The organism is Enterobacter cloacae complex sp. 370H10, assembly GCF_050031535.1.
GTDB classification, from domain to species: domain Bacteria; phylum Pseudomonadota; class Gammaproteobacteria; order Enterobacterales; family Enterobacteriaceae; genus Enterobacter; species Enterobacter intestinihominis.
Map to the genome: position 1 here is coordinate 2,515,187 of NZ_JBLGWG010000001.1, position 21,549 is coordinate 2,536,735.

Genomic DNA, 21,549 nt, shown 5'->3' on the forward strand with positions numbered 1-21,549 from the left:
TTAATTAAACGTGTTGCAGGGCTTTTTCCGCGAGCTGAGCAAAATAGCGGGCAGCGGGTTCGATTAATGCTTCGTCCGGGTTAAATGCCGGGTGATGTAACCCAAACGGACTGTTGCTGCCAATGCTGACAAACGCGCCGGGTATGTTTTGCAGATAGACCGCGAAATCCTCCCCGCCCATGTGCAGTTCCGCATGCCGGGTTTCATATCCCGCTTCGCGCGCGACCGAGGTGGCAAACCCGGCCCAGTGTTCATCGTTCACCAGCGCGGTGGGCCCGGCGTACCAGGTGATGTTGATCTGCGCGCTAAAGGCGCTGGCAAATCCGGCGGCGATTTCACCGACGCGCGCTTTCACGTTCTGCTGCACTTCCGTACGGTGCGTGCGCAGCGTGCCCTCCAGCTCAACGCTTTCCGGCAGCACGTTCCAGGTATTCCCCCCGGCGATGCGCGTCACGCTCAGAACAACCGAATCCAGCGTATTGACGTTACGGCTGGCAACGCTTTGCAGCGCGGTCACCAGCTGGCTTGCCAGCACGATGGCGTCGTTGCCTTCATGGGGACGTGCGGCATGCGCGCCTTTGCCGGTAACATGAATAACGAAGCGATCGACGTTGGCATAGAACGGGCCGCCGCGCGTAGCAAACTCGCCGACCGGCAGTGAAGGCTCGTTATGCATTCCGAAAATCGCGCGTACGTCACGTAACGCCCCGGCCCGCACCATACTTTTTGCTCCGCCGAAATTCTCTTCCGCAGGCTGGAACAGGATCCGCACGCGACCGTTGAGCGAGGCTTCCCGCTCCTTTAGCTTTAACGCAGCGCCGAGGATCACGCTGGTGTGGATGTCATGGCCACAGGCATGCATCACCCCCGCACGCCGGGAGCTAAACGGCACCCCACTGCGCTCGTCGATGGGTAACGCGTCGATATCGGCGCGCAGCGCAACCAGTGCGTTGCCCGTGCCGATCTCCGCAACCAGCCCGGTCTGGAGATCGTAAGGCAGCGGTGCAATACCGGCCGCCGTCAGCCACTCGCGCAGGCGCGCCGTTGTTTCGACCTCCTGACCGGAGAGTTCAGGGTTCTGGTGCAGCTCACGGCGCCAGGCAATCAGTTGTTCGCTAAAGCTCATACGGTCACCTCCCTGTTAAATCGCGCCTCGGCCAGCAGTCGCAGTGACTGCACGCGCGTTGCGCCATCGGCGACCGGCGTGTCGATGATAAATTCGTCAATTCCCCACTGCTGATGCAGCGCGTTGAGCTGTTCAAGCACCGAATCCGCCGTTCCGGCCAGCAGAGACTGCGCCCGACGCGCGATGCGCACCGGGTCACTCCCCGCCTGCCGCGCAAAGGCGTAGGCCTGTTCTTCGCTGGCCACGGTGACGCGCTGTCCGTTTACCAGCTCCACGCCCCACACTTCAACCTTCTGCGCCAGCGCATCGGCCTCAGCCTGGGTTGGGGCAACAATGACCTGCACGGCCACAATCACCTCCCGGACGCTGTGTTGACGCCACGCTGTGACGACCTCGCGCAGCAGCTCAGGATCACCGTTCAGATGGGCGGCAAAGACAAAATGCCAGTCGAGGGAGGCCGCCAGTAGCGCGCTTTCGGTACTGGCGCCCAGCAGAAATCCCCGGGCAGGCACCGGCGGCAGCGGCGTGGCGCGAACGTCCTCCTCCGCTGACTGATTTTCAGGGCGGATCCAGCGATCAAGCTGCGTCAGTTGTTCAGTAAAGCTGCCTTTTTCCTGCGGATTTAGGCCGTACTGCAAGGCGCGGGTAGAGAGCGGCAGACCGCCGGGCGCTTTGCCAACGCCCAGATCAACCCGGCCCGGCGCAATGGCGGCCAGTACGTTAAAATTTTCGGCGACTTTATAGGGGCTGTAATGTTGCAGCATGACGCCGCCTGAGCCCACGCGAATACGTTTTGTTTGCCCCAGGATCCAGGCAATCAGCAGCTCCGGCGAGGGGCTGGCAAGCTGCGGGGTATTGTGGTGTTCGGCAATCCAGAAGCGGTGATAACCCAGCGTTTCTGCCTGTTGCGCCAGTGCTAAGGTTCGCGCCAGCGCATCGGCGGCTGTTTCGTGTTCTGCGACGGGGCTTTTATCCAGAAGGCTGATTCGCCATGACATGTTGCGTTCTCGTTTGACTTAACATGTCGTCATTATTAAAGGCGGATTTCACCTCTGAGAAACAATTAATTTACATTTGGATTGCCGGAAATCAGCTATAGCTTACCGCTACTCGTTCGGATACTGCTCGTCGGTGACCTTCTCCAGCCATGCCACCGGGCTCCCGTCGACAGCTTCTGCGATGGCGATATGGGTCATGGCCGTCTGCACGCTTGCACCGTGCCAGTGCTTCACGCCGGGTGGGATCCAGGCGATATCACCCTGATTCAGCGGTTCCGCCTCTTTCCCCCACTCCTGTAACCAGCCGCGCCCCTGCGTCACGATCAGCGTTTGTCCAAGAGGATGCGTATGCCAGGCGGTACGTGCGCCGGGTTCAAAGGTGACGGTCGCGCCGCCGACTTTTGCCGGTTCAGTCGCCTGGAAAGGTGCGTCAATGCGCACGCTGCCGGTAAACCAGGCCTCTGGCCCATGAACGGAAGGTAGCGAACCGCTACGGATAATTTTCATGATCTACTCCTCGTTTGCTATTGCGTTAACAGTAGCGTAAAGCCATGGGGAGCATTAGAGTGCATAATCAGAAAGGAACTATGAGTTCAATTCATAAATAGGATAAGCCGCCATGTTAAAAGACAACTTCAACGATCTGCTCTCCTTTATGGTTGTCGCCCGGGAGCGCAGCTTTACCCGCGCCGCGGCGCAGCTTGGGGTATCTCAGTCGGCGCTCAGTCACGCAATGCGCAATCTGGAAGCGAGGCTGGAAGTCCGTCTGTTAACCCGCACCACCCGCAGCGTGGCCCCTACCGAGGCCGGCGAGCAACTCTTCATGCGCTTAAGCCCCCATCTGCTGGAGATCGAGCAGGAACTTACCGCGCTGCGTGATACCCGCGACAGACCTGCCGGGAATATTCGCCTAACCGCCGGGGAGCACGCCATGTCTGCCGTGCTGTGGCCTGTGCTTAAACCCTTTATGGCGCAGTATCCTGACATCAACGTTGAAGTCACGGTGGACGATGGGCTGACAGATATTGTCGATGGCCGCTTTGACGCGGGGGTGCGTCTGGGTGAGCAGGTGGCGAAAGATATGATTGCGATACGTATTGCCCCGGACATGCGCATGGCGGTCGTCGGGTCGGCAGACTATTTGCATCGTTTCGGGGTACCGGAAACACCGGAGCAGCTTGATCAGCACCGCTGCATTAATATGCGCCTGCCCACACGCGGCGGATTATATGCCTGGGAATTTGAACGGGACGGACGTGAGCTGCGCGTGCGGGTTGACGGCCAATTGATCCTCAACAGCCTGCCGCAACGCATTGATGCCGCCGAAAACGGTCTGGGGCTGGCGTACGTCCCGGAAGATGCGGTTCAGGACGCCCTTGCTGAGGGCCGGTTAGTGCGTGTGCTTGAAGCCTGGTGTCCGGCTTTTGCCGGTTATCATCTCTATTATCCGAGCCGCCGCCAGCACACTTCCGCGTTTTCATTACTTATCGCAGCTCTGCGGCATCCATAAGCTCTACCTATAGGTAACTATTAAGTAAACCTGATGATTAAATCAGCATTCGCCGACCTTTTTGCCTAAAAAAACGTCACGATTCAGCGCGTTGTGATCGCAGTCTGCTCTGACCACACGATTTCCTTCGACGAGCATCACTTTCGGCACGGTTATATTTTGCGTCGCTTATCAATTGCGGGTAGGATGCCTCGCCATGTTTTGCCTTATCCATACACAGAATGACTGGAAAGGCAGCATGTGTCTGCGCAGAAGCAATCGTTTGTTTCGGCTTCTTCCAGGCAGGACTATCACGTTAATGGTTCAGACAGGCAAACAGGTAACTCAATGAAAACAAGCAATAAAAGCGCAGCCGATCATCATGCTGCTAAACGTCGCTGGTTGAACTCTCATGAAGAGGGCTATCACAAGGCGATGGGCAACCGTCAGGTTCAGATGATCGCCATCGGCGGCGCTATCGGTACAGGTCTTTTTTTAGGTGCAGGCGCACGTCTGCAAATGGCTGGCCCCGCTCTCGCCCTGGTCTATCTGGTGTGCGGGATCTTCTCTTTCTTCATTCTTCGCGCCCTCGGCGAGCTGGTGCTCCACCGCCCTTCCAGCGGTAGCTTTGTCTCTTACGCCCGTGAATTTCTCGGTGAAAAGGCCGCGTATGTCGCGGGCTGGATGTACTTCGTTAACTGGGCAATGACCGGTATCGTCGATATCACCGCCGTTGCGCTGTACATGCACTACTGGGGCGCGTTTGGCGATGTGCCGCAGTGGGTGTTCGCCCTCGGGGCGCTGGCAATCGTCGGGACCATGAACATGATCGGCGTGAAATGGTTCGCCGAGATGGAGTTCTGGTTCGCGCTGGTGAAGGTGCTGGCCATTGTGATCTTCCTGGTGGTCGGGACCGTATTCCTCGGCACCGGTAAACCGCTGGACGGCAACGCCACCGGCTTCCACCTGATTACCGATAACGGTGGTTTCTTCCCGCACGGCCTGCTGCCAGCGCTGGTTCTGGTCCAGGGCGTGGTATTCGCCTTTGCCTCCATCGAACTGGTCGGTACGGCGGCAGGTGAATGTAAAGATCCGCAGACGATGGTGCCAAAAGCCATCAACAGCGTGATCTGGCGTATCGGTCTGTTCTATGTGGGCTCCGTGGTATTGCTGGTACTGCTGCTGCCGTGGAATGCATACCAGGCGGGGCAAAGTCCGTTTGTGACCTTCTTCTCTAAGCTGGGCGTGCCGTACGTGGGCAGCATCATGAACATCGTGGTACTGACTGCCGCGCTCTCCAGCCTGAACTCCGGGCTCTATTCGACGGGCCGTATCCTGCGCTCCATGTCGATGGGGGGCTCTGCGCCGAAGTTTATGTCGAAGATGAGCAAGCAGCAGGTGCCTTACGCGGGTATTCTGGCTACGCTGGTGGTGTATATCTTTGGCGTGTTCCTGAACTATCTCGTGCCGTCTCAGGTGTTTGAGATCGTGCTGAACGTCGCTGCGCTGGGCATCATCGCCTCCTGGGCCTTTATCGTGGTGTGTCAGATGCGTCTGCGCAAAGCAATTAAAGAAGGGAAAGCGGCTGACGTCAGCTTCAAGCTGCCGGGCGCGCCGGTGACCTCCTGGCTTACCCTGCTGTTCTTGTTGAGTGTGCTGGTGCTGATGGCCTTCGACTACCCGAACGGTACTTACACCATCGCCACAATCCCGCTGCTGGCGGTGCTGTTGATTGCTGGCTGGTTTGGCGTGCGTAAACGCGTGAATGAAATCCACAGTACCGCCCCGGTTCATCCTGGAGATGACAATCAGGATGGTCCGCTGGTGGAAGAGACGTCGCGTTAATAAAAAAGCCGGGTGGCGGCTACGCCTTACCCGGCCTGCATTTCATTGTTTTCCAGGCCCGGTAAGCGCAGCGCCACCGGGCAATTCCCACCTTAAAGCGCGATACGAATCACATCGTCAGGCTGAGTGGCTTCCTGCTGACGGGTAGACTTCTGTTTCACCGTCACGTACAGCGTTTTACCGTCCGCAGACAGCGCCAGGCTGTTCGGGTAAACCGGCGTATCGAAGGTTTTGGTCACTTTGTAAGTTTTGGCGTCAATCACGCTCACCTTGCCCGCCTCGCGGTGCGTAACATAGGCTTCGTTACGCGCCGGGTTAAACAGTACGGCCAGCGATTCTGGCGCGGCGATTTTCTGCATTACGCTGCCATCTTTCAAATTCACCACCAGCACTTCAGGCTGTTTTGAATCCGTCACAAACGCACGCTGGCCGGCAGTGTCCAGGCTCAGGTTCAGGTAGAAGTGCTCTTTTCCGTCTTCCTGTACTTTCTTACGGCTGAGGATTTTGTTGGTCGCGGTATCAATGGTCACCAGCTCACCGTCCGCATTGGTGGTATACAGGCGTTTTGCCTTCGCATCCAGCGCCAGTCCGGTGCTGAACGTGCCGGTGTTCGTGATGGTGTCCTTCAGCTTCAGCGTTGCGCCATCAACAACCCAGATCACGCTCTCCTTGCCGATGCCGGTAATGTATACCGTATTGGTCGTGTCATCGGCCACCAGCTGGCGCGGCTGAAGCGGCTTCACCGTGTCGCTACGTTTGCGATCGTCCAGCACCAGGCGCCCTTTCACCTCGCTCGTTTTGGCGTCAATCGCCGTCACGGCGCTGTTGACGGTGTTACCGAACCACAGCGTCTGGGTGGCATTATCGATCGTGGCGCCAAACGGCTTGAGATCGTTATGAATTGCCTGCGTCACTTCCAGCGTGACCGGATCCAGACGATAGACCACGCCGCCCTTATCGGTTTTGCGGCTTTGTGACGTCGCAACCCACAGCGCGTTTTCCTGCTGGCTGACGGCCATTTCATACGCGCCCTTGCCGACCGCTTTGCGCAGCATCTCTTCAGCGGCATGAACCTGGAACGTACCGGCAAACAGTAAAGAGCCCAACAGCAGAGACCAACGCAGGCGCGGCGAGCACAGATGACGTAAAGACATAACAATTCCTTTTTAAATGAGGATATTTACCGCTGACATCGCTTCCGGCGGGCAAAGTCATCGCTTTGCCGTTATTTTAATGAGAATAGTAATCATTAATGGGTTGAATGTGGAGTATTTCTTTCCTTCAAAACCTTACATTCACGAAATGTGCGGTTATAGTTTTCATAACATTTACAAAGGATTTAACATATATACACAGGTTCCAGTTGATTTGGTTCGAATTTTTTCTTAACCGGCTTACTCCATGAAAATTATTACTGCCCATAAGGCATCACTACCCCTGTTGTTCGTTCCCGTCATTTTTGGCCCGCTGACTGCGATGGCCGCGGATGAACAGACCCTGATCGTCAGCGCCACGCCGCAAACCGTCTCCGAACTGGACACCCCGGCCGCAGTCAGCGTGGTGAGCGGCGAGGATATGCGACATGCCACACCGCGCATCAACCTTTCTGAATCCCTTGGGAGCGTACCTGGCCTGCAAATCCAGAACCGCCAGAACTATGCTCAGGATCTGCAACTTTCCGTTCGCGGATTCGGCGCGCGCTCAACCTTCGGCGTACGCGGGATCCGCATGTACGTGGACGGCATTCCGGCAACCATGCCCGATGGCCAGGGGCAGACATCAAACATTGACCTCAACAGCATAGAGAGCGTCGACGTGCTGCGCGGCCCCTTCTCGGCCCTGTACGGTAATGCCTCCGGCGGCGTGATCAACATCAACACCCAGACCGGACAACAGCCAGCCACCATTGAAGCCAGCAGCTATTACGGCAGCTACGGCACCTGGCGTTACGGCATGAAGGCCACCGGGGCGGTGGGTGATGGTACTCAGGCGGGCGATGTGGATTACGCCGTATCCACTACCCGTTTCACCACCCATGGCTATCGCGACCACAGCGGCGCGCGCAAAAACCTCGCCAACGCGAAACTGGGCGTGCGTATTGATGATGTCAGCAAGCTGACGCTGATTTTTAACAGCGTGGACATGAAAGCCAACGATCCGGGCGGACTGAGCTATCAGGAGTGGCAGAATAACCCGCGCCAGTCACCACGTGGCGATCAGTACAACACGCGTAAGACCATTAAGCAGACCCAGGCCGGGATCCGCTACGACCGTCAGCTGAGCGAACAGGACGACCTCAGCGTGATGATGTATGCCGGTGAGCGTGAAATGACTCAGTACCAGTCCATTCCGGCGTCCACTCAGCGCGAGAATCCTGCGCATTCGGGCGGTGTGATTGATATGCAGCGTCACTATCAGGGTATTGATACGCGCTGGACCCACCGCGGCGAACTGCTGGTTCCGGTGACATTTACCACCGGGTTGAACTACGAAAACATGAGCGAAAATCGTCGCGGGTATGAGAACTTCGTGATGGACAACGGCGTGCCAGATTATGGCGTGAAGGGTAATAAACGCCGTGACGAACGCAATCTGATGTGGAACCTGGATCCCTACCTGCAAACCCAGTGGCAGCTAACGCAAAAACTGTCCTTAGAGGCGGGCGTACGTTATAGCTCCGTCTGGTTTGACTCCAACGATCGTTACATTACCCCGCAAAACGGTGATGACAGCGGCGACGCCAGCTACCACAAATGGCTACCGGCAGGTGCGGTGAAATACGCCGTGAATGACGCATGGAACCTGTATGCCGCGGCAGGACGGGGATTTGAGACGCCGACCATCAACGAACTTTCCTACCGTTCTGATGGCAAAGGTGGCCTCAATATGAACCTGCAACCGTCCACCAACAACACCTATGAGATTGGCAGCAAAACCCGCATCGGCAATGGCATCCTGACGGCGGCGCTGTTCCGCACGGATACCGACAATGAGATCGTGGTGGACGAAAGCAAGGATGGTCGCACGACTTATAAAAACGCGGGGAAAACGCGCCGTCAGGGTGTGGAAATTGCGCTCGACCAGCAGTTTGCCGAGAACTGGAAGCTGAAAATGGCGTGGACCTACCTTGACGCGACCTACCGTACCAACGTCTGTGATAAATCAGATTGTAGCGGCAACCGAATGCCGGGTATTGCCCGTAACATGGGGTATGCGTCGTTTGGCTGGGAGCCTGAGGAAGGCTGGTACGCGGGGGCAGATGCCCGCTACATGAGCGATGTCATGGCCAACGATACCAACACCGCTAAAGCGCCCTCTTATACCGTTGTGGGCCTGAATACCGGGTATAAACTCAACTACGGCAAATGGGGAATGGACGTCTTTGGTCGCGTCGATAACCTGTTAGATAAAGAGTACGCCGGTTCAGAGATTGTTAACGCTGGCTACAACCGCTATTACGAACCTGCCCCTGGTCGTAACTATGGCGTGGGCCTGTCGGTCTCTTATCGTTTTGAGTAAACCATTCTCCGGCAGCGCACGTTGCCGGTAAAAAAATAAGCAAAATAACATCATTCCCGGTTGCCTGATGCGCCGGGAATATAATCAAGGACGTTTGATACAAATAAACAAATAAGTGCGCCAGAGGGATCCTTAACTGTAGTATTGCCGTTGCAGAAGAATATTGGCTTCATCAATGGCTTTGTCGATCGCTTCCCGGCTGGCCGTCACATCCCTTTGCTCAAGCGCAGAAAGCAGATCGTCATAATGATAGGTCGCTGCGGGAACCTCGCTTAACTCTTCATGCAGATAGTGAATGCACGGACCAATCCGTACCCAGAGCTGCTCAATCAGCGAGTGAAGGGTCGGCATCTCGGCATACTGATAGAGCGTGAACCGGAACACGCGGTTGGCATGGATCGCTTTCTGTACATCGCCCTGATGCATGGCGGCACTGAAGTTATCTGACAGCGCGCGTAACGCATCCAGTTTGGTCTCGGTCATATTCTGGCACGCCGCCGCAACGGCCATCGGTTCAAGCTGCTTTCTGATGGCGTTAATTTCGTTATAGCGTTCCAGCGTCACTTCTGGCACCAAAAACGCCTGCGCTGGCGTGACCTGTAATGCCCCCGCCGACACCAGGCGCAGCAGGGCTTCGCGCACCGGTGTGATACTGGTGCCCAATTTATCCGCAATCTCTTTTGTAACGAGTCGAGCCCCAGGTTTTAATGAGCCCGTAATTAATGCTCCCTTTAAACTGTTCTCTACTTGCAAAGTCAGACTGATTCTTTGTGCTTTTTCCATATGTTCCAAATCAAGCATGTTTAATTCCCGTAGCCAAACAAAATGCCATTTTCAGCGTCTGTTTAAAAAAACATCGCCGGTTAGATATATCCTGTATCGTCATGCCTGGTATGAGGGGCGCGCGTAATATTAAAATCGTTCAAATAATATTGCATTTTTCACTTCTGGCTCAGCTGGGCCGAGGCGCGCAAAGCTTATGGATTAATTAAAGACAATATATCGTATCTTCACAAATAATTATGGCGGACACTGCCCGCCATAACCGATGCTCTGTTTAGTCGGCCGCCACGCGGATCACAACCTTGCCGAAGTTTTTCCCCTCAAGCAGGCCAATCAGGGCGTCCGGCGCCGCGTCCAGCCCTTCCGTAACCTGCTCGCGATAGTGAATTTTGCCTTCCTGCACCCAGCGGCCCATTTCCTGCTGGAACTCGTCAATACGATGACCATAGTCCTGCGCGATAATAAAACCCTGCATACGGATGCGTTTTTTCAGGATGGTCCCCATCAGTAGCGGTAAGCGGTCCGGACCCTCCGGCAGGTTGGTCGCATTGTAGCCGCTGACCAGTCCGCAAACCGGCACGCGCGCGGAGGTATTCAAGAGCGGCAGCACGGCGTCAAAGACTTTACCGCCGACGTTTTCGTAATACACATCAATGCCCTGCGGGCAGGCTTTAGCCAGTTGTTCGTCAAAATCATCCGCATGGTGATCCAGACAGGCATCGAAACCGAGCACGTCGACAGCATGACGGCATTTCTCCTCCCCGCCAGCCACGCCGATGACCCGGCATCCTTTGATTTTACCGATCTGCCCCACCGTTGCGCCGACCGGCCCCGTGGCCGCCGCCACGACAAGGGTTTCCCCTGCCTGAGGCTGGCCGATATCGAGCAGCCCCATATACGCGGTGAAGCCCGGCATCCCTAGCACGCCGAGTGCCCATGAAGGATGCGACGGGTTTTCACCCAACTTAACCAGCCCCTGCCCGTCGGATAGTTCATACTCCTGCCAGCCGCTGTAACCCAGAACCCATTCACCCTCTTTATAATCCGGATGACGGGAGGTCTCGACGCGGCTTACCGTGCCGCCCACCATCACCGCGCCAATCTCGACCGGAGGTGAATAGGATGGCGCATCGCTCATACGGCCTCGCATGTACGGATCAAGCGAGAGCCATACGGTGCGTAATAACACCTGCCCCTCTGCGGGCGCGGGGATCGGCTGCTCTTCCAGGCGGAAATTATCGGCAACCGGCGCGCCGTGTGGACGGGAAGCCAGTACCCAGCGTCGGTTTTGCGTAGTAGATTGACTCATTCATCGCTCCTTACTGCTGAAAATGTCATTCAAGTCTGGCACGTTATCCTGCGGATCGCCTGTGCATTATGAGCCGGACTGATTAAGCCGCACGACCAGATAAAGGCACGATTCATCCGTTTCGTTGATAAACCGGCAGTCGTTCGGGGGCCCGAGTTCCAGACAATCTCCGGCCTTCATTTCATGGCGAGTATCCCCCTCCAGAAAGACCAGTTCACCTGCCTGCAACCAAATCAGCTGTCGTGCCAGCGCATATGAGGAGGCGGGCATCGGCACATCGCTACCTGCGGGTAGCTCCACCTGGACGAGGTCGATAGGCATATCGCTGCGCGGCGACACATGGCGACGCAAATAGTGGGTTTGCGGATCGCGCCAGACGGGCTGATTCGCCAGACGTAACAGTTTGCCCTCCTGCATTTCCGCGCGCGCAATAAGCGTAGACATGCTAATACCGAAGGCACCGGATAACCGCGCAAGCAGCGTCGCCGTTGGGCTACTGTCACCCCGTTCAATCTTATGGATCATGGCGCGTGAGATACCTGCCCGTTCGGCCAGTTCGCTTAATGACCAGCCCCGCGACTCGCGTTCAAGGCGTATGCGGGCGCTAATGCGTTGATTCATATTGTCTGTCATTGTATTCATGACGTCATACTATAGTGTACGGATGGTTTTTCGGGGCAGTTTTGTGACAAAAAAATAGGGATTTTGTCGTAGCGATGCAATATAAGAACTGTGTAATATTGTGAGTAAATCGTACTACTATAGTGAACAACACAGCCAGAGGTTACCCATGATTGTTCGTCATGCCTGCAAAGAAGATTGTGCCGCTATCGGTGAAATTTATAACCATGCGGTGCTGCACACCGCCGCCATCTGGAATGATAAAACTGTCGACACCGATAACCGTATCGCATGGTTTGAGGCGCGTACTCTGTCGGGTTATCCAGTGCTGGTCAGTGAAGAAGACGGAGTGGTGACGGGATACGCCTCATTTGGCGACTGGAGAGCGTTCGACGGATTTCGCCACACGGTGGAGCACTCGGTGTACGTTCATCCCGAACATCAGGGCAAAGGCATTGGCCGGCTGCTGATGACGGAGTTAATCAAGGAAGCCCGCCAGATCGGTAAACACGTGATGGTTGCCGGTATTGAGGCGCAGAACCAGGCGTCAATTCATCTGCACGAAACCCTTGGCTTTATTACCACCGGCAATATGCCGCAGGTGGGAACCAAATTCGGTCGCTGGCTGGATTTAACCTTTATGCAGCTCCAGCTTGATGAGCGCAGCGATCCGGATGCTCTGCCATGAATCAATCGTTGACGTTAGCGTTTCTGGTAGCCGCCGGGATTGGGCTGGTGGTGCAAAACACCCTGATGGTGCGCATTACGCAATCTTCCTCCACCATTCTTATCGCCATGCTGCTGAACTCGCTGGTGGGGATTGTGCTGTTTGTCAGCATTTTGCTGGTGAAAAATGGCCTGGCGGGGTTTAACGAACTGGCGTCAACGGTGCGCTGGTGGACGTTGATCCCCGGCCTGCTGGGGTCTTTTTTTGTCTTTGCCAGTATTAGCGGCTATCAGAATGTGGGCGCGGCAACGACCATTGCCGTCCTGGTGGCAAGCCAGCTGATTGGCGGCCTGGTGATGGACATCCTCAAGAGCAACGGCGTTCCCCTGCGCGCGCTGGTTGGCCCGGTCTGCGGCGCAGTGATGCTGGTGGTCGGTGCCTGGCTGGTGGCGCGGCGCCAGTTTTAACCCTTACAGGATAGTCCCACCCTGCGTGAGGTGGGCATGGCGCGCCTCCGCCTCTTCTTTATGCTGCTTACCATGATGCGCAATCGCGGTACGCAGGCGCTGCTGCTGGGTATAGCGATCTTCACGGCTGAGCTCTGCATCGTCGCTTAATTCGATCAGCAGTTCGTTCATGTGGGTAATTATGCTCTCTTCGATGGTGGCATCGACGCGGGCGATAACATCATTTAAATGTGACATTGTCACTCCTTTCCAAATGCCCGGTCGCGCTACGCTTACCGGGCCTACGGGTGGTAACTGTAGGCCGGGTAAGGCATAGCCGCCACCCGGCAAGAATACGATCAGTTCAGCTTCGCTTTCGAGAAGTCACTGCCCATCAGACTCACGCTGTACCCGCTCACGTTGCTGCGGGTCGCGTAGAACGTTTTGCCGTTAGCTAACGCAATCCACGGTGCCTGCTGGTAGAAAATCTCCTGTGCCTGGCCATACAGCTTCGCACGTTCGTCCGGGTTGCTGGTCAGTTTGGCCTTTTGCACCAGCTCATCATACCCCTTATCACACCAGCGCGCGGCGTTAGATCCGGTTTTGATGCTGTTACAACCCAGCAGCACATCGGCGAAGTTGTCCGGATCGCCGTTATCAGACATCCAGCCGAACAGCGCGGAATCATGCTCGCCTTTACGCATGCCGGAGAGATACTCCCCCCACTCGTATGAGACGATTTTCGCCTTCACGCCCACTTTCGCCCAGTCAGCCTGGATCATCTCCGCAATGCGTCGCGAGTTCGGGTTGTACGGACGCTGAACCGGCATGGACCAGAGGGTCACTTCCGCGCCCTTATCCAGACCCGCCTGCTTCAGCAGCGCTTTCGCTTTTTCCGGATCGTAGCCGTAATCCTTCAGGTCTTTGTTAAAGCCGAGCATGTTCGGCGGGATCGGCGATTTAGCGACCGTACCAGACCCCATAAAGACCGCGTTAACAATGGCCTTTTTGTCCGTTGCGTAATTCAGAGCCTGGCGCACCAGCACGTTATCAAACGGTTTTTTCTCCGTGTTGAACGCCAGGTACCCCACGTTCAGCGCATCCACCGAGTGCAGGGTCAGGTCTTTGTTTTTCTTGATCGCTTCAAACTGCACCGGCGACGGCGCAGGAATGATCTGACACTCGTTCGTTTGCAGCTTAGCCAGACGCGTCTCAACGTTTGGCGTGATGGAGAAGATCAGGTGTTTGGTCGGCACCTCTCCCTCCCAGTAGTTCGGGTTGGCGACGTAGCGGATCAGCGAATCCACCTTGTACTGCTGAAGCACATACGGCCCGGTGCCGATTGGCCAGGTGTCCACATTTTCAGGCGTGCCCTTTTTCAGCATCGCGTCCGCGTACTCGGCAGAGAGGATCGAGGCGAAGTCCATTCCCCAGTCGGCCAGGAACGCCGCGTTGGGTTCACTCAGCGTGAACTGAACGTGATAATCGTCGATCTTTTTCACATCCTGAATGAGCTTGTCGAGGCCCACGTCATTAAAGTATTCGTAATTACCCTGGGAAACATTGTGATAGGGATGCTTAGGGTCTTTCTGACGCATAACGGAGAAAATAACGTCATCAGCGTTAAAATCACGGGTCGGTTTGAAGTATTTATTGCTGTTGAATTTCACCCCTTTACGCAGGGTAAACGTGTATGTTTTGCCGTCTGGCGAAATGGTCCACGACTCCGCAAGAGAAGGCACCGGCGTGTTTTTTACCGGGTCGAAGTTAATCAGACGGTTATACAGCGTTTGCGAGCTGGCGACAAACGAGGGGCCAGAGCTGGCGATCTGCGGGTTAAACGACTCAGGCGACGCCTCGGAGCAGTAGATAATGGTGTCTTTGTTTGCCGCCCATGCGGCGCTTGCCGGTAGCAGCGCGCTCAGCGCGAGGGCGAGCACGGTTTTCCCTGTAAACATGGTTATGACCCTTTCGGTTTTATTATAGTGAACAGTAATAACAGCACAGACGTTTTGGCCTGACAAATAACGAATCACTATCAGGTTATTCTAAAGCCGTACATTTCGCTGGTTTTAACATCAGCCCGCAGAAACCGATTTGCCTTAAGGTCCATTATTCGTCAAGCACAACCGTTACGATCAATGCCGCAAGAAATCGTCCCTTTTGTCGTCTCCTCCGCCGTTTGCTTGCTTACCTGATTCGCTAAAGTAATGGCGTGAAGAAGTCTACAGGACCAAATCGTGGCAAAAACACTTTTACGCAGCGGTAATCTGGATGATTTTCAGGCCGTTGGTGGCGGCGGACAGGCCGTTTTTGAATCAGCGCTGCAAATCCGCGAAGCGCTTCGGTTGCGCAAACAGCAGGCTATCGTCGATTGCCTGGCCATTCCACAGGTCAATGACGGCGGCGATCGCGTTGACTGGTACTCCCCGGTTGAGGGAACCGTCTCCAGCTGGAAGGCGGCGGATGAAGACGATCGTTTTCGCGCCCTGCGCTATCTGGAAAACACGCTCGCCAGCATGGAGTCGCTGAGTAAAAAATGCCTTCAGTCACCGAAAACGGCGCAGCAACTGTTTGGATCTCTGCTCTCTAAAGCTTTCCAGTTTCCCGGTGAAAACTTTGTTTTCCTGGTGGATGGCAAACCGGTGATCTGCTTCTGGGGTTTCGTCAATCTTAACGAAAACGCGCGCGACGACGTGCTGGACTGCCTGCGCGAATCGTTGGTCCCTGAACCTGAACCCGTGATGATTAACGAACCTGAACCTGAACCTGAGCCAGAACCGGCCCCGGTGGTGACCTTCGAGCAGGCCGACGCGCCGCTTATCACGCCTGTGGCTACCGTCCGTATCACCGAAGATGAGCTGTATACGCCAGAGCCGGTGCGCATGAACACCGTGCCGCCAGAGCCCGCACCAGCGGTGGTGCAGAAAAAACGTCGCTCCCCCCTGTGGTTGCTGCCGGTTGCCGCCGTCATTATTGCAGCCATTGCCACGCCGCTGCTCTGGCCAAAACAGGCCCCGACCGCAGCGCCAGCACCTGTCGCCATTGCTCCGGCCCCCGTGAAGACGGTTGAGCCGCTTGAGCTGAAACTCCCGCTGCACCAGGCAGAAGTGGTGGAGCCGAAGGTTAAAACCCCGGCTCCCGCTGCGGAGCCGGTGGTGATTACCGCTATCCCGAAAGATGCGATGGTGATGGAGGCAAACCAGGTCAAAGCGGGGTTAACGCGCTTCCTGAACGGCACCTGGCGCGCGTTTCTCGATGTGCAGGATCCGCTCACCGGCAAACCGCCGTCTCTGCGCTACCAGATCCAGAACAATAAAGGTTTCGCCCGGGTCGTGCATGGCGACAACATTGTCTGCCGGGTAGACGTCTTTTCCGGATTACACAGCAACGGCGAGCTGTTGATCAAAACGCGCGGAAACGCTCGTTGCACCGACGGTTCACGCTATCCGATGCCGGAAGTGACCTGTAAGGCAGGTGCCAGCGACGTGGCGGAATGCACCGCACGTTACGATGCCAACACCGTCGTTCCTCTGACGTTCAAGAAAGCAGGTGTCTGATCCTATGCTGGTTAATCTTTGCGACTATAAACAGAGCGTGACGTTGATTGCTAACAGCGGCGTACAGTTTCTCGATTTTGGCCTGACTCCGCAGGACACCGCCAGCAACGGGCGTTTCGTGCGTAAAACGGCAAATGGCCCGCTGCTGCGCCTGGATTTTGACCTGGTCAACGGCCGGTACACGCTGCCTGCCACCGATGGCGGGAAGCCGGAAGTGGTCAAGCCTGAAAGCACCATTCCACTGCATGACTCCCTGACCGTGCTGGACGGTGTCTGGCTGCCGCTCCCTTTCCTGCGCTTTAACCCGCCGCGGACGTTTGTTGATGGCCCGGATAACTGGGCGCGCGTCCAGGTACGGAAGTTGTCCACGCCCGACGCGGCTGGCAATACGCACCGGGTCACCGTCGCGCTCGACAGCCAGATTGCTGAGCATGCGACGTCTGCCCTGTCGCCGGTTGAAAACGACATTCTTAACGGCACGCGTTTCGCCCTCGCCTGGCGCGACAGTGAGGTTGAGAGTTTCCTCGACCAGACCTGGATTGACGGCTGGCTGCGTGAAGCCTTCACACAATATGCTGACGGGGTTGAAAAACGCGCCGAGCGCGAGCTGCATCAGGCCATGCGCAGCTTTGAATATCAGGCGCACTGGCTCAACCTGCTCTCCATGCTCGGTGAACAACTCACCGTGCCGGAAGTGAAGTTTGTCACCCATACCCTGAGCACCCCTGCTATTCCTGTCGATCTGATCCTTGACGTAGGCAACACCCACACCTGCGGCGTGATTATTGAAGATCATGGTGATGCCAACGACGGCCTGCGCCAGACAGCTGAACTCCAGGTGCGTTCCCTGAGTGAGCCGCAGTTCCTGAATGAGCCGCTTTTTACCAGCCGTCTTGAATTTTCCGAAGCGCGTTTTGGCAAGCAGCCCTTCTCGGTGGAAAGCGGCCGGGAGGATGCGTTCGTCTGGCCATCCATTGTCCGCGTGGGTGATGAAGCGCGTAAGCTGGCGATGCAGCGTCTGGGCACGGAAGGCAACAGCGGTATCTCCAGCCCGCGTCGCTATCTGTGGGACGAGACGCCGGTGGTGCAGGACTGGCGCTTTAGCCAGATGAACAGCAAAACTCAGCGCGAACCGCTGGCAACCGCGTTTCCGCTGATGAACCTGATGAACGACGACGGGGAACCGCTCTTTACGCTGCCGCAGGATGAGCGCCTGCCGGTGTTCTCGCCGCAGTACAGCCGCAGCACCCTGATGACGCACATGCTCTGCGAGCTGCTGGCTCAGGCGCTTGGCCAGATTAACAGCGTAGCCACCCGCTTGCGGCTCGGCTTCCCGGCCTCTCCCCGCCAGCTGCGGACGCTGATCCTCACCCTGCCTTCGGCGATGCCGAAACAGGAGCGCGAGATTTTCCGGCGCCGCATGTTCGAAGCCATCGCCATCGTCTGGAAAGCGATGGGCTGGCACCCGCAGGATGAAGATTTTGCCAGCCGTAAACAGCAGGAAAAAAGCGTGGTGCCGGTCCCTGAGATCCAGATGGAGTGGGACGAGGCCAGCTGCGGCCAGCTGGTGTGGCTGTATAACGAAGCCATTTCCCACTTCGGTGGCCAGACCGAGGCCTTTTTCGCCTCCCTTGCCCGTCCGGATCGCGCGCCTGAGCCTGGCGTCCAGCCGGGGCGCGCTCTGCGCGTGGCCTCGATTGATATCGGCGGCGGCACGACGGATATGGCCATCACACACTATCAGCTAGACGATGGTACCGGTAATAACGTCAAAATCACCCCGCAACTGCTGTTCCGCGAAGGGTTCAAGGTCGCTGGCGACGACACACTGCTGGACGTGATCCAGCGCTACGTTCTGCCCGCCCTGCAAACCCAGCTTCAGAAATCCGGCATTGCCGATGCCTCCCAGCTGATGGCATCCCTGTTCGGCGACTCCGGGCGGATCGATACCCAGGCGGTCCTGCGCCAGCAGACGGCACTTCAGCTCTTTATGCCGATCGGCCACGCGATCCTGGCGGCGTGGGAATCGAGCGATGTTGACGATCCGCTGGCCGGGCTGCATGCCACCTTTGGCGATCTGCTTGCGCAAAAACCGACCCGCAACGTGATGAACTATCTCCGGCAGGCGATCGACCATGCGTTGCCTGCCGGCTCAGAACACTTTGATCTGTTCAGCGTCCCGCTGCACGTCAGTTTCCGCGAGATGCGGGACGCGATGCTGGCGGGTCAGTTCACGCTTGCCGCCCCGCTGCATACAGTATGTGAGGCGATCTCTCACTACAGCTGCGATATTCTGCTGATCACGGGACGGCCAGGCTGTCTGCCCGGCGTTCAGGCCTTGATTCGCCACCTGCAACCGGTGCCCGTCAACCGCATCGTCTGGCTGGATAAATACCAGGTTCATGAATGGTATCCGTTCAGCCAGCAGGGACGAATCGGCAACCCGAAATCCACAGCCGCCGTGGGAGCGATGCTCTGTAGCCTGGCGCTGGATCTTCGTCTGCCGCGCTTTAACTTTAAAGCAGCAGATATTGGCGCGTACTCTACGGTGCGCTATCTGGGCGTGCTGGATAACACTATCAATACCCTGCGGGACGAGAACGTCTGGTATCACGATATCGACCTCGATAAACCCGGCGCGAAACTGGACACCCGTCTGCACTTCCCGCTGCGCGGCAACGTTACGCTCGGCTTCCGGCAACTGGCCAATGCCCGCTGGCCCGCGACGCCGCTCTATACCCTGAGCATCAACTCTGCCGAGCTGGCGAAAGCCATTGCGGGCGACGGCGTACTGAACGTGCGCCTGAAGCTGTGTGGCGGCAATAAGCAGGAGGGGCCGGAATCTTTCGAGCTGAGTGATGCCTGGCTACAGGACGGCACGCCAGTGCCGCCGGACGCCCTGACCTTTAAACTGAATACTCTGGCCGATCGCCGACACAGCGGCAGCCACTACTGGATCGACAGCGGGAGCGTATACCTCAAATGACTGCGACGACTGCCACCACTCAGGCCTTAATCGGGTGGATCAACGAGACGCGACAGCACGCCCCGATGCTGGATAACGAAGCCGACGCCCTGCTTGCCCGCCTTAACGCAGTAAGCGCGCGTGAAGAGGCGCTCGATCGCGCCCTTGTCAGCCAGGGCAGTATCGGCCTATATGGCCACTCGCAGGCCGCGAAAGCGCACCTGCTGGCTGCCCTGTGCGGCAGCGGGGACGAACGGCTGAACGTAACGCCGGGTCAACGCACGTTTGATTACTTCTCGCATATTAACCCCGGGCATGCACCGACCAACATGGCCGTGCGTTTCAGCAGAGCGTCCCGCGAGGTCGCAGACGACGCGTTTCCCCTGCGCCTGCGCCTGGTAACGGAGGCCGAGCTGGTGCAGCTGTTTATCGCCCGCACCACGTTGGATCCGCAGATCCGTGCGGTGGATAAATCGGTGATTGAAGCACGGCTTGAGAAGTGGCGGGCGCTGCGTCAACCGCAGAGCGTGCCGGGAATGACGGCGCGGGAAGTCGCGACCATTGCCCGGTTCTGGCAAAGCGTAGTACCCGGCGCTAAGCAGCATATTGATGATGCCCTGTGGCACCAGTTTGCTCTGCTGGTTCCGTCGCTTGATCTCAGCACCCGCGCCAGCGTCTGGTCTCTGCTGTGGGGTGAGCAGCAGGAGTTAACCCAGCAGTGGCTTAAACTCGCCCAGGTGCTGCATCAAACCAGCCATGCCAGCGCGCTTGCGGCGCCGTTGAGTCTGCTGGTGGACAGTTTTGGTCTGCCGTGTGAAGGTTTCCTTACTCACGGGGCGTTTACCGTGCCGGAAGCGCAGGAAACATTGCTTCATCCGGTAAATAACGGCGAGTTACTTAATGCCATTAGCCTGCCCGTCGATGTGCTGGCCAGTCTGACCCGCGAAGTGGTGCTGCCCGTTGAAAACTGCGTTCTGGATAACGTAGATATTATTGATATTCCGGCCATTTCTGAGGAAAACACGCCGCTGATGACGCAGGCAAAATGCCTGTGGTTGCTGGAGCATTATCGTCAGCACATACAGCCGGATGTCCTGGTTATCTGCAATGCGACGGCCCACCACCAGCAGACGGCAAAAACGGCCAGGCTCCTGCAAAACTGGGTCAAAGAGACGCAGCCGGTGGAAGAGTCCGCGTTGCCGGGCCTGGTCTGGGCCATTACCCCTCACGATGCGCGGTTTACCACAAAGCAGAATCTGGACGAAGCGGTGCAACAGTTGCTGGGCCAGCCGGGTCTGCGCTGGGGCACGCTCCAGGCGCTCGATACCCACAGCATGCAGCGGGTAATTGAATGGCTGTCGCAGGCTACCCTTCCAGCACAGCGCCAGAAGCGTCTCCACGCGCTGAAAAGGCTGTTGCAACAGTCTCTGACCACGCTGATGCGCGCATACGTAGCCCCACTCACTCAGGAGCCAGGCGCAGGGCGGGCAGAGGCCGAAAAAATGGTCCGAACGCTGCAAGGCAGCGCCGCTCGTCATGGAGAACTGCTTGAGGGGCTTCTGCCGCCGTTAAACGCGTTTGAGACGCTGCTGACGGTTCACCAGCCCCGTGAGGAAAAGGTCAACGGCCTGTTTAACGACGTTATCGATCTGTTTGCGGAAGAGACGCCGGAATATCCAGGCGCGTTGCAGACCAAAGACAAGGCGCGACTGGCCCATAACGTATGGGTTAACCATCTTCGTCAGTGGAGTCGCAACGACGCGGCCGCCACCCGTCTGGGCCTGGACCCAGAGGTATTGCAGCAAATTGCGGATGTGCTGATCGTTACCAGCTACCGGCTGGATCTGCCGCTACAACTGCAACGTATTGCAGAAACAGATAAAAGCAGTGCTGCGCAGCTGCATGCCGCGACAGGCAATTTCGTTAGCTGGCTTGGCTATGAACTGACGCCCGTTTCTGAACGGCCTGCAAGCCGGATCCGCAAAGGTCAGCCAATTTTTGTGACGCCAGTTGTGAGCAACGCTTCACCCCGTCTTACCCGACTTGGCGAGCAGCCTGTTCATGCGGCGACAGCCTATGTTTATGACTGGCTGGTTGCGCTCTACACCCGCGCGATTGAGAATGTGGATTATCAGTGCCCGTATGACATTAAGCCTGCTGCGCGGAAAGCCTTGTCTGCCTTGCTGTCTTAATCATTGCAGCCCGCAGCAATGCGGGCTAC

The 21,549-nt window shown here is 57.0% G+C and carries 17 protein-coding genes; 8 read left to right on the forward strand and 9 right to left on the reverse strand.

Annotation, left to right across the window (positions count from 1 at the left end; genetic code table 11):
• Positions 1-4: 4 nt before the first annotated feature.
• From ACQG2Q_RS12425 to ACQG2Q_RS12435, 3 genes are all read right to left on the reverse strand, one after another.
• On the reverse strand, positions 5-1,126 hold the full coding sequence (locus ACQG2Q_RS12425; RefSeq protein ID WP_017382285.1) for an amidohydrolase: 1,122 nt from the start codon (positions 1,124-1,126) through the stop codon (positions 5-7).
• A complete protein-coding gene (locus ACQG2Q_RS12430) occupies positions 1,123-2,124 on the reverse strand; it encodes an MsnO8 family LLM class oxidoreductase (protein WP_058646546.1) in 1,002 nt (333 codons plus the stop codon). The genes ACQG2Q_RS12425 and ACQG2Q_RS12430 overlap by 4 nt, the downstream gene beginning before the upstream one ends.
• A gap of 108 nt (positions 2,125-2,232) precedes the next feature.
• Positions 2,233-2,631 carry a (R)-mandelonitrile lyase gene (locus ACQG2Q_RS12435; RefSeq protein WP_032624190.1) on the reverse strand — a complete coding sequence of 133 codons (399 nt, stop codon included), beginning with the start codon at positions 2,629-2,631 and terminating at the stop codon, positions 2,233-2,235.
• 112 nt (positions 2,632-2,743) lie between these two features.
• On the opposite strand from ACQG2Q_RS12435, the gene ACQG2Q_RS12440 reads away from it, so the two are divergent.
• Complete coding sequence (locus tag ACQG2Q_RS12440; protein ID WP_022648234.1) at positions 2,744-3,634, forward strand: LysR family transcriptional regulator; 891 nt, start codon at positions 2,744-2,746, stop codon at positions 3,632-3,634.
• 327 nt (positions 3,635-3,961) lie between these two features.
• Complete coding sequence (gene ansP, locus ACQG2Q_RS12445) at positions 3,962-5,458, forward strand: L-asparagine permease (protein WP_038416116.1); 1,497 nt, start codon at positions 3,962-3,964, stop codon at positions 5,456-5,458.
• Between the two features lie 92 nt (positions 5,459-5,550).
• On the opposite strand, the gene ACQG2Q_RS12450 is transcribed toward ansP, so the two are convergent.
• Positions 5,551-6,612, reverse strand: a complete 1,062-nt coding sequence (locus tag ACQG2Q_RS12450; RefSeq protein ID WP_063849087.1) for a YncE family protein — start codon at positions 6,610-6,612, stop codon at positions 5,551-5,553.
• A 247-nt stretch (positions 6,613-6,859) separates the two neighbouring features.
• Between ACQG2Q_RS12450 and pqqU the strand changes: the two genes are divergently transcribed.
• Positions 6,860-8,977 carry a TonB-dependent receptor PqqU gene (pqqU, locus tag ACQG2Q_RS12455; RefSeq protein WP_063849088.1) on the forward strand — a complete coding sequence of 706 codons (2,118 nt, stop codon included), beginning with the start codon at positions 6,860-6,862 and terminating at the stop codon, positions 8,975-8,977.
• A gap of 132 nt (positions 8,978-9,109) precedes the next feature.
• Here the strand turns inward: pqqU and ACQG2Q_RS12460 are convergent, their stop codons facing one another.
• The 3 genes from ACQG2Q_RS12460 to ACQG2Q_RS12470 all read right to left on the reverse strand — a co-directional run bounded on the left by ACQG2Q_RS12460 (position 9,110) and on the right by ACQG2Q_RS12470 (position 11,711).
• Positions 9,110-9,778, reverse strand: a complete 669-nt coding sequence (locus ACQG2Q_RS12460) for a GntR family transcriptional regulator (protein WP_063849089.1) — start codon at positions 9,776-9,778, stop codon at positions 9,110-9,112.
• Positions 9,779-10,034: 256 nt separating this feature from the next.
• A complete protein-coding gene (locus tag ACQG2Q_RS12465; protein WP_022648239.1) occupies positions 10,035-11,069 on the reverse strand; it encodes an NADP-dependent oxidoreductase in 1,035 nt (344 codons plus the stop codon).
• Positions 11,070-11,135: 66 nt separating this feature from the next.
• On the reverse strand, positions 11,136-11,711 hold the full coding sequence (locus ACQG2Q_RS12470; protein ID WP_017382277.1) for a helix-turn-helix domain-containing protein: 576 nt from the start codon (positions 11,709-11,711) through the stop codon (positions 11,136-11,138).
• A gap of 148 nt (positions 11,712-11,859) precedes the next feature.
• On the opposite strand from ACQG2Q_RS12470, the gene ACQG2Q_RS12475 reads away from it, so the two are divergent.
• On the forward strand, positions 11,860-12,378 hold the full coding sequence (locus tag ACQG2Q_RS12475; RefSeq protein ID WP_023306282.1) for a GNAT family N-acetyltransferase: 519 nt from the start codon (positions 11,860-11,862) through the stop codon (positions 12,376-12,378).
• Entirely contained in the window at positions 12,375-12,824 is a 450-nt protein-coding gene (locus ACQG2Q_RS12480) for a DMT family transporter (protein WP_022648242.1), read from the forward strand. The genes ACQG2Q_RS12475 and ACQG2Q_RS12480 overlap by 4 nt, the downstream gene beginning before the upstream one ends.
• A gap of 3 nt (positions 12,825-12,827) precedes the next feature.
• Here ACQG2Q_RS12480 and ACQG2Q_RS12485 read toward each other — a convergent pair whose 3' ends face one another.
• Both ACQG2Q_RS12485 and ACQG2Q_RS12490 read right to left on the reverse strand, forming a co-directional pair.
• A complete protein-coding gene (locus tag ACQG2Q_RS12485) occupies positions 12,828-13,061 on the reverse strand; it encodes a YdcY family protein (protein WP_063849090.1) in 234 nt (77 codons plus the stop codon).
• Positions 13,062-13,162: 101 nt separating this feature from the next.
• Positions 13,163-14,761, reverse strand: a complete 1,599-nt coding sequence (locus ACQG2Q_RS12490) for an ABC transporter substrate-binding protein (RefSeq protein ID WP_063849091.1) — start codon at positions 14,759-14,761, stop codon at positions 13,163-13,165.
• Positions 14,762-15,043: 282 nt separating this feature from the next.
• Between ACQG2Q_RS12490 and ACQG2Q_RS12495 the strand changes: the two genes are divergently transcribed.
• The 3 genes from ACQG2Q_RS12495 to ACQG2Q_RS12505 are packed head-to-tail and all read left to right on the forward strand — an operon-like array spanning position 15,044 to position 21,520.
• Positions 15,044-16,363: an SrfA family protein gene (locus ACQG2Q_RS12495; RefSeq protein ID WP_063849092.1), complete on the forward strand. Its 1,320-nt coding sequence runs from the start codon at positions 15,044-15,046 to the stop codon at positions 16,361-16,363.
• 4 nt (positions 16,364-16,367) lie between these two features.
• Complete coding sequence (locus ACQG2Q_RS12500; protein ID WP_096216838.1) at positions 16,368-19,349, forward strand: virulence factor SrfB; 2,982 nt, start codon at positions 16,368-16,370, stop codon at positions 19,347-19,349.
• Positions 19,346-21,520, forward strand: coding sequence for a virulence factor SrfC family protein (locus ACQG2Q_RS12505; protein WP_063849094.1), 2,175 nt, complete (start codon positions 19,346-19,348; stop codon positions 21,518-21,520). The genes ACQG2Q_RS12500 and ACQG2Q_RS12505 overlap by 4 nt, the downstream gene beginning before the upstream one ends.
• The last annotated feature ends 29 nt before the right edge of the window (positions 21,521-21,549 follow it).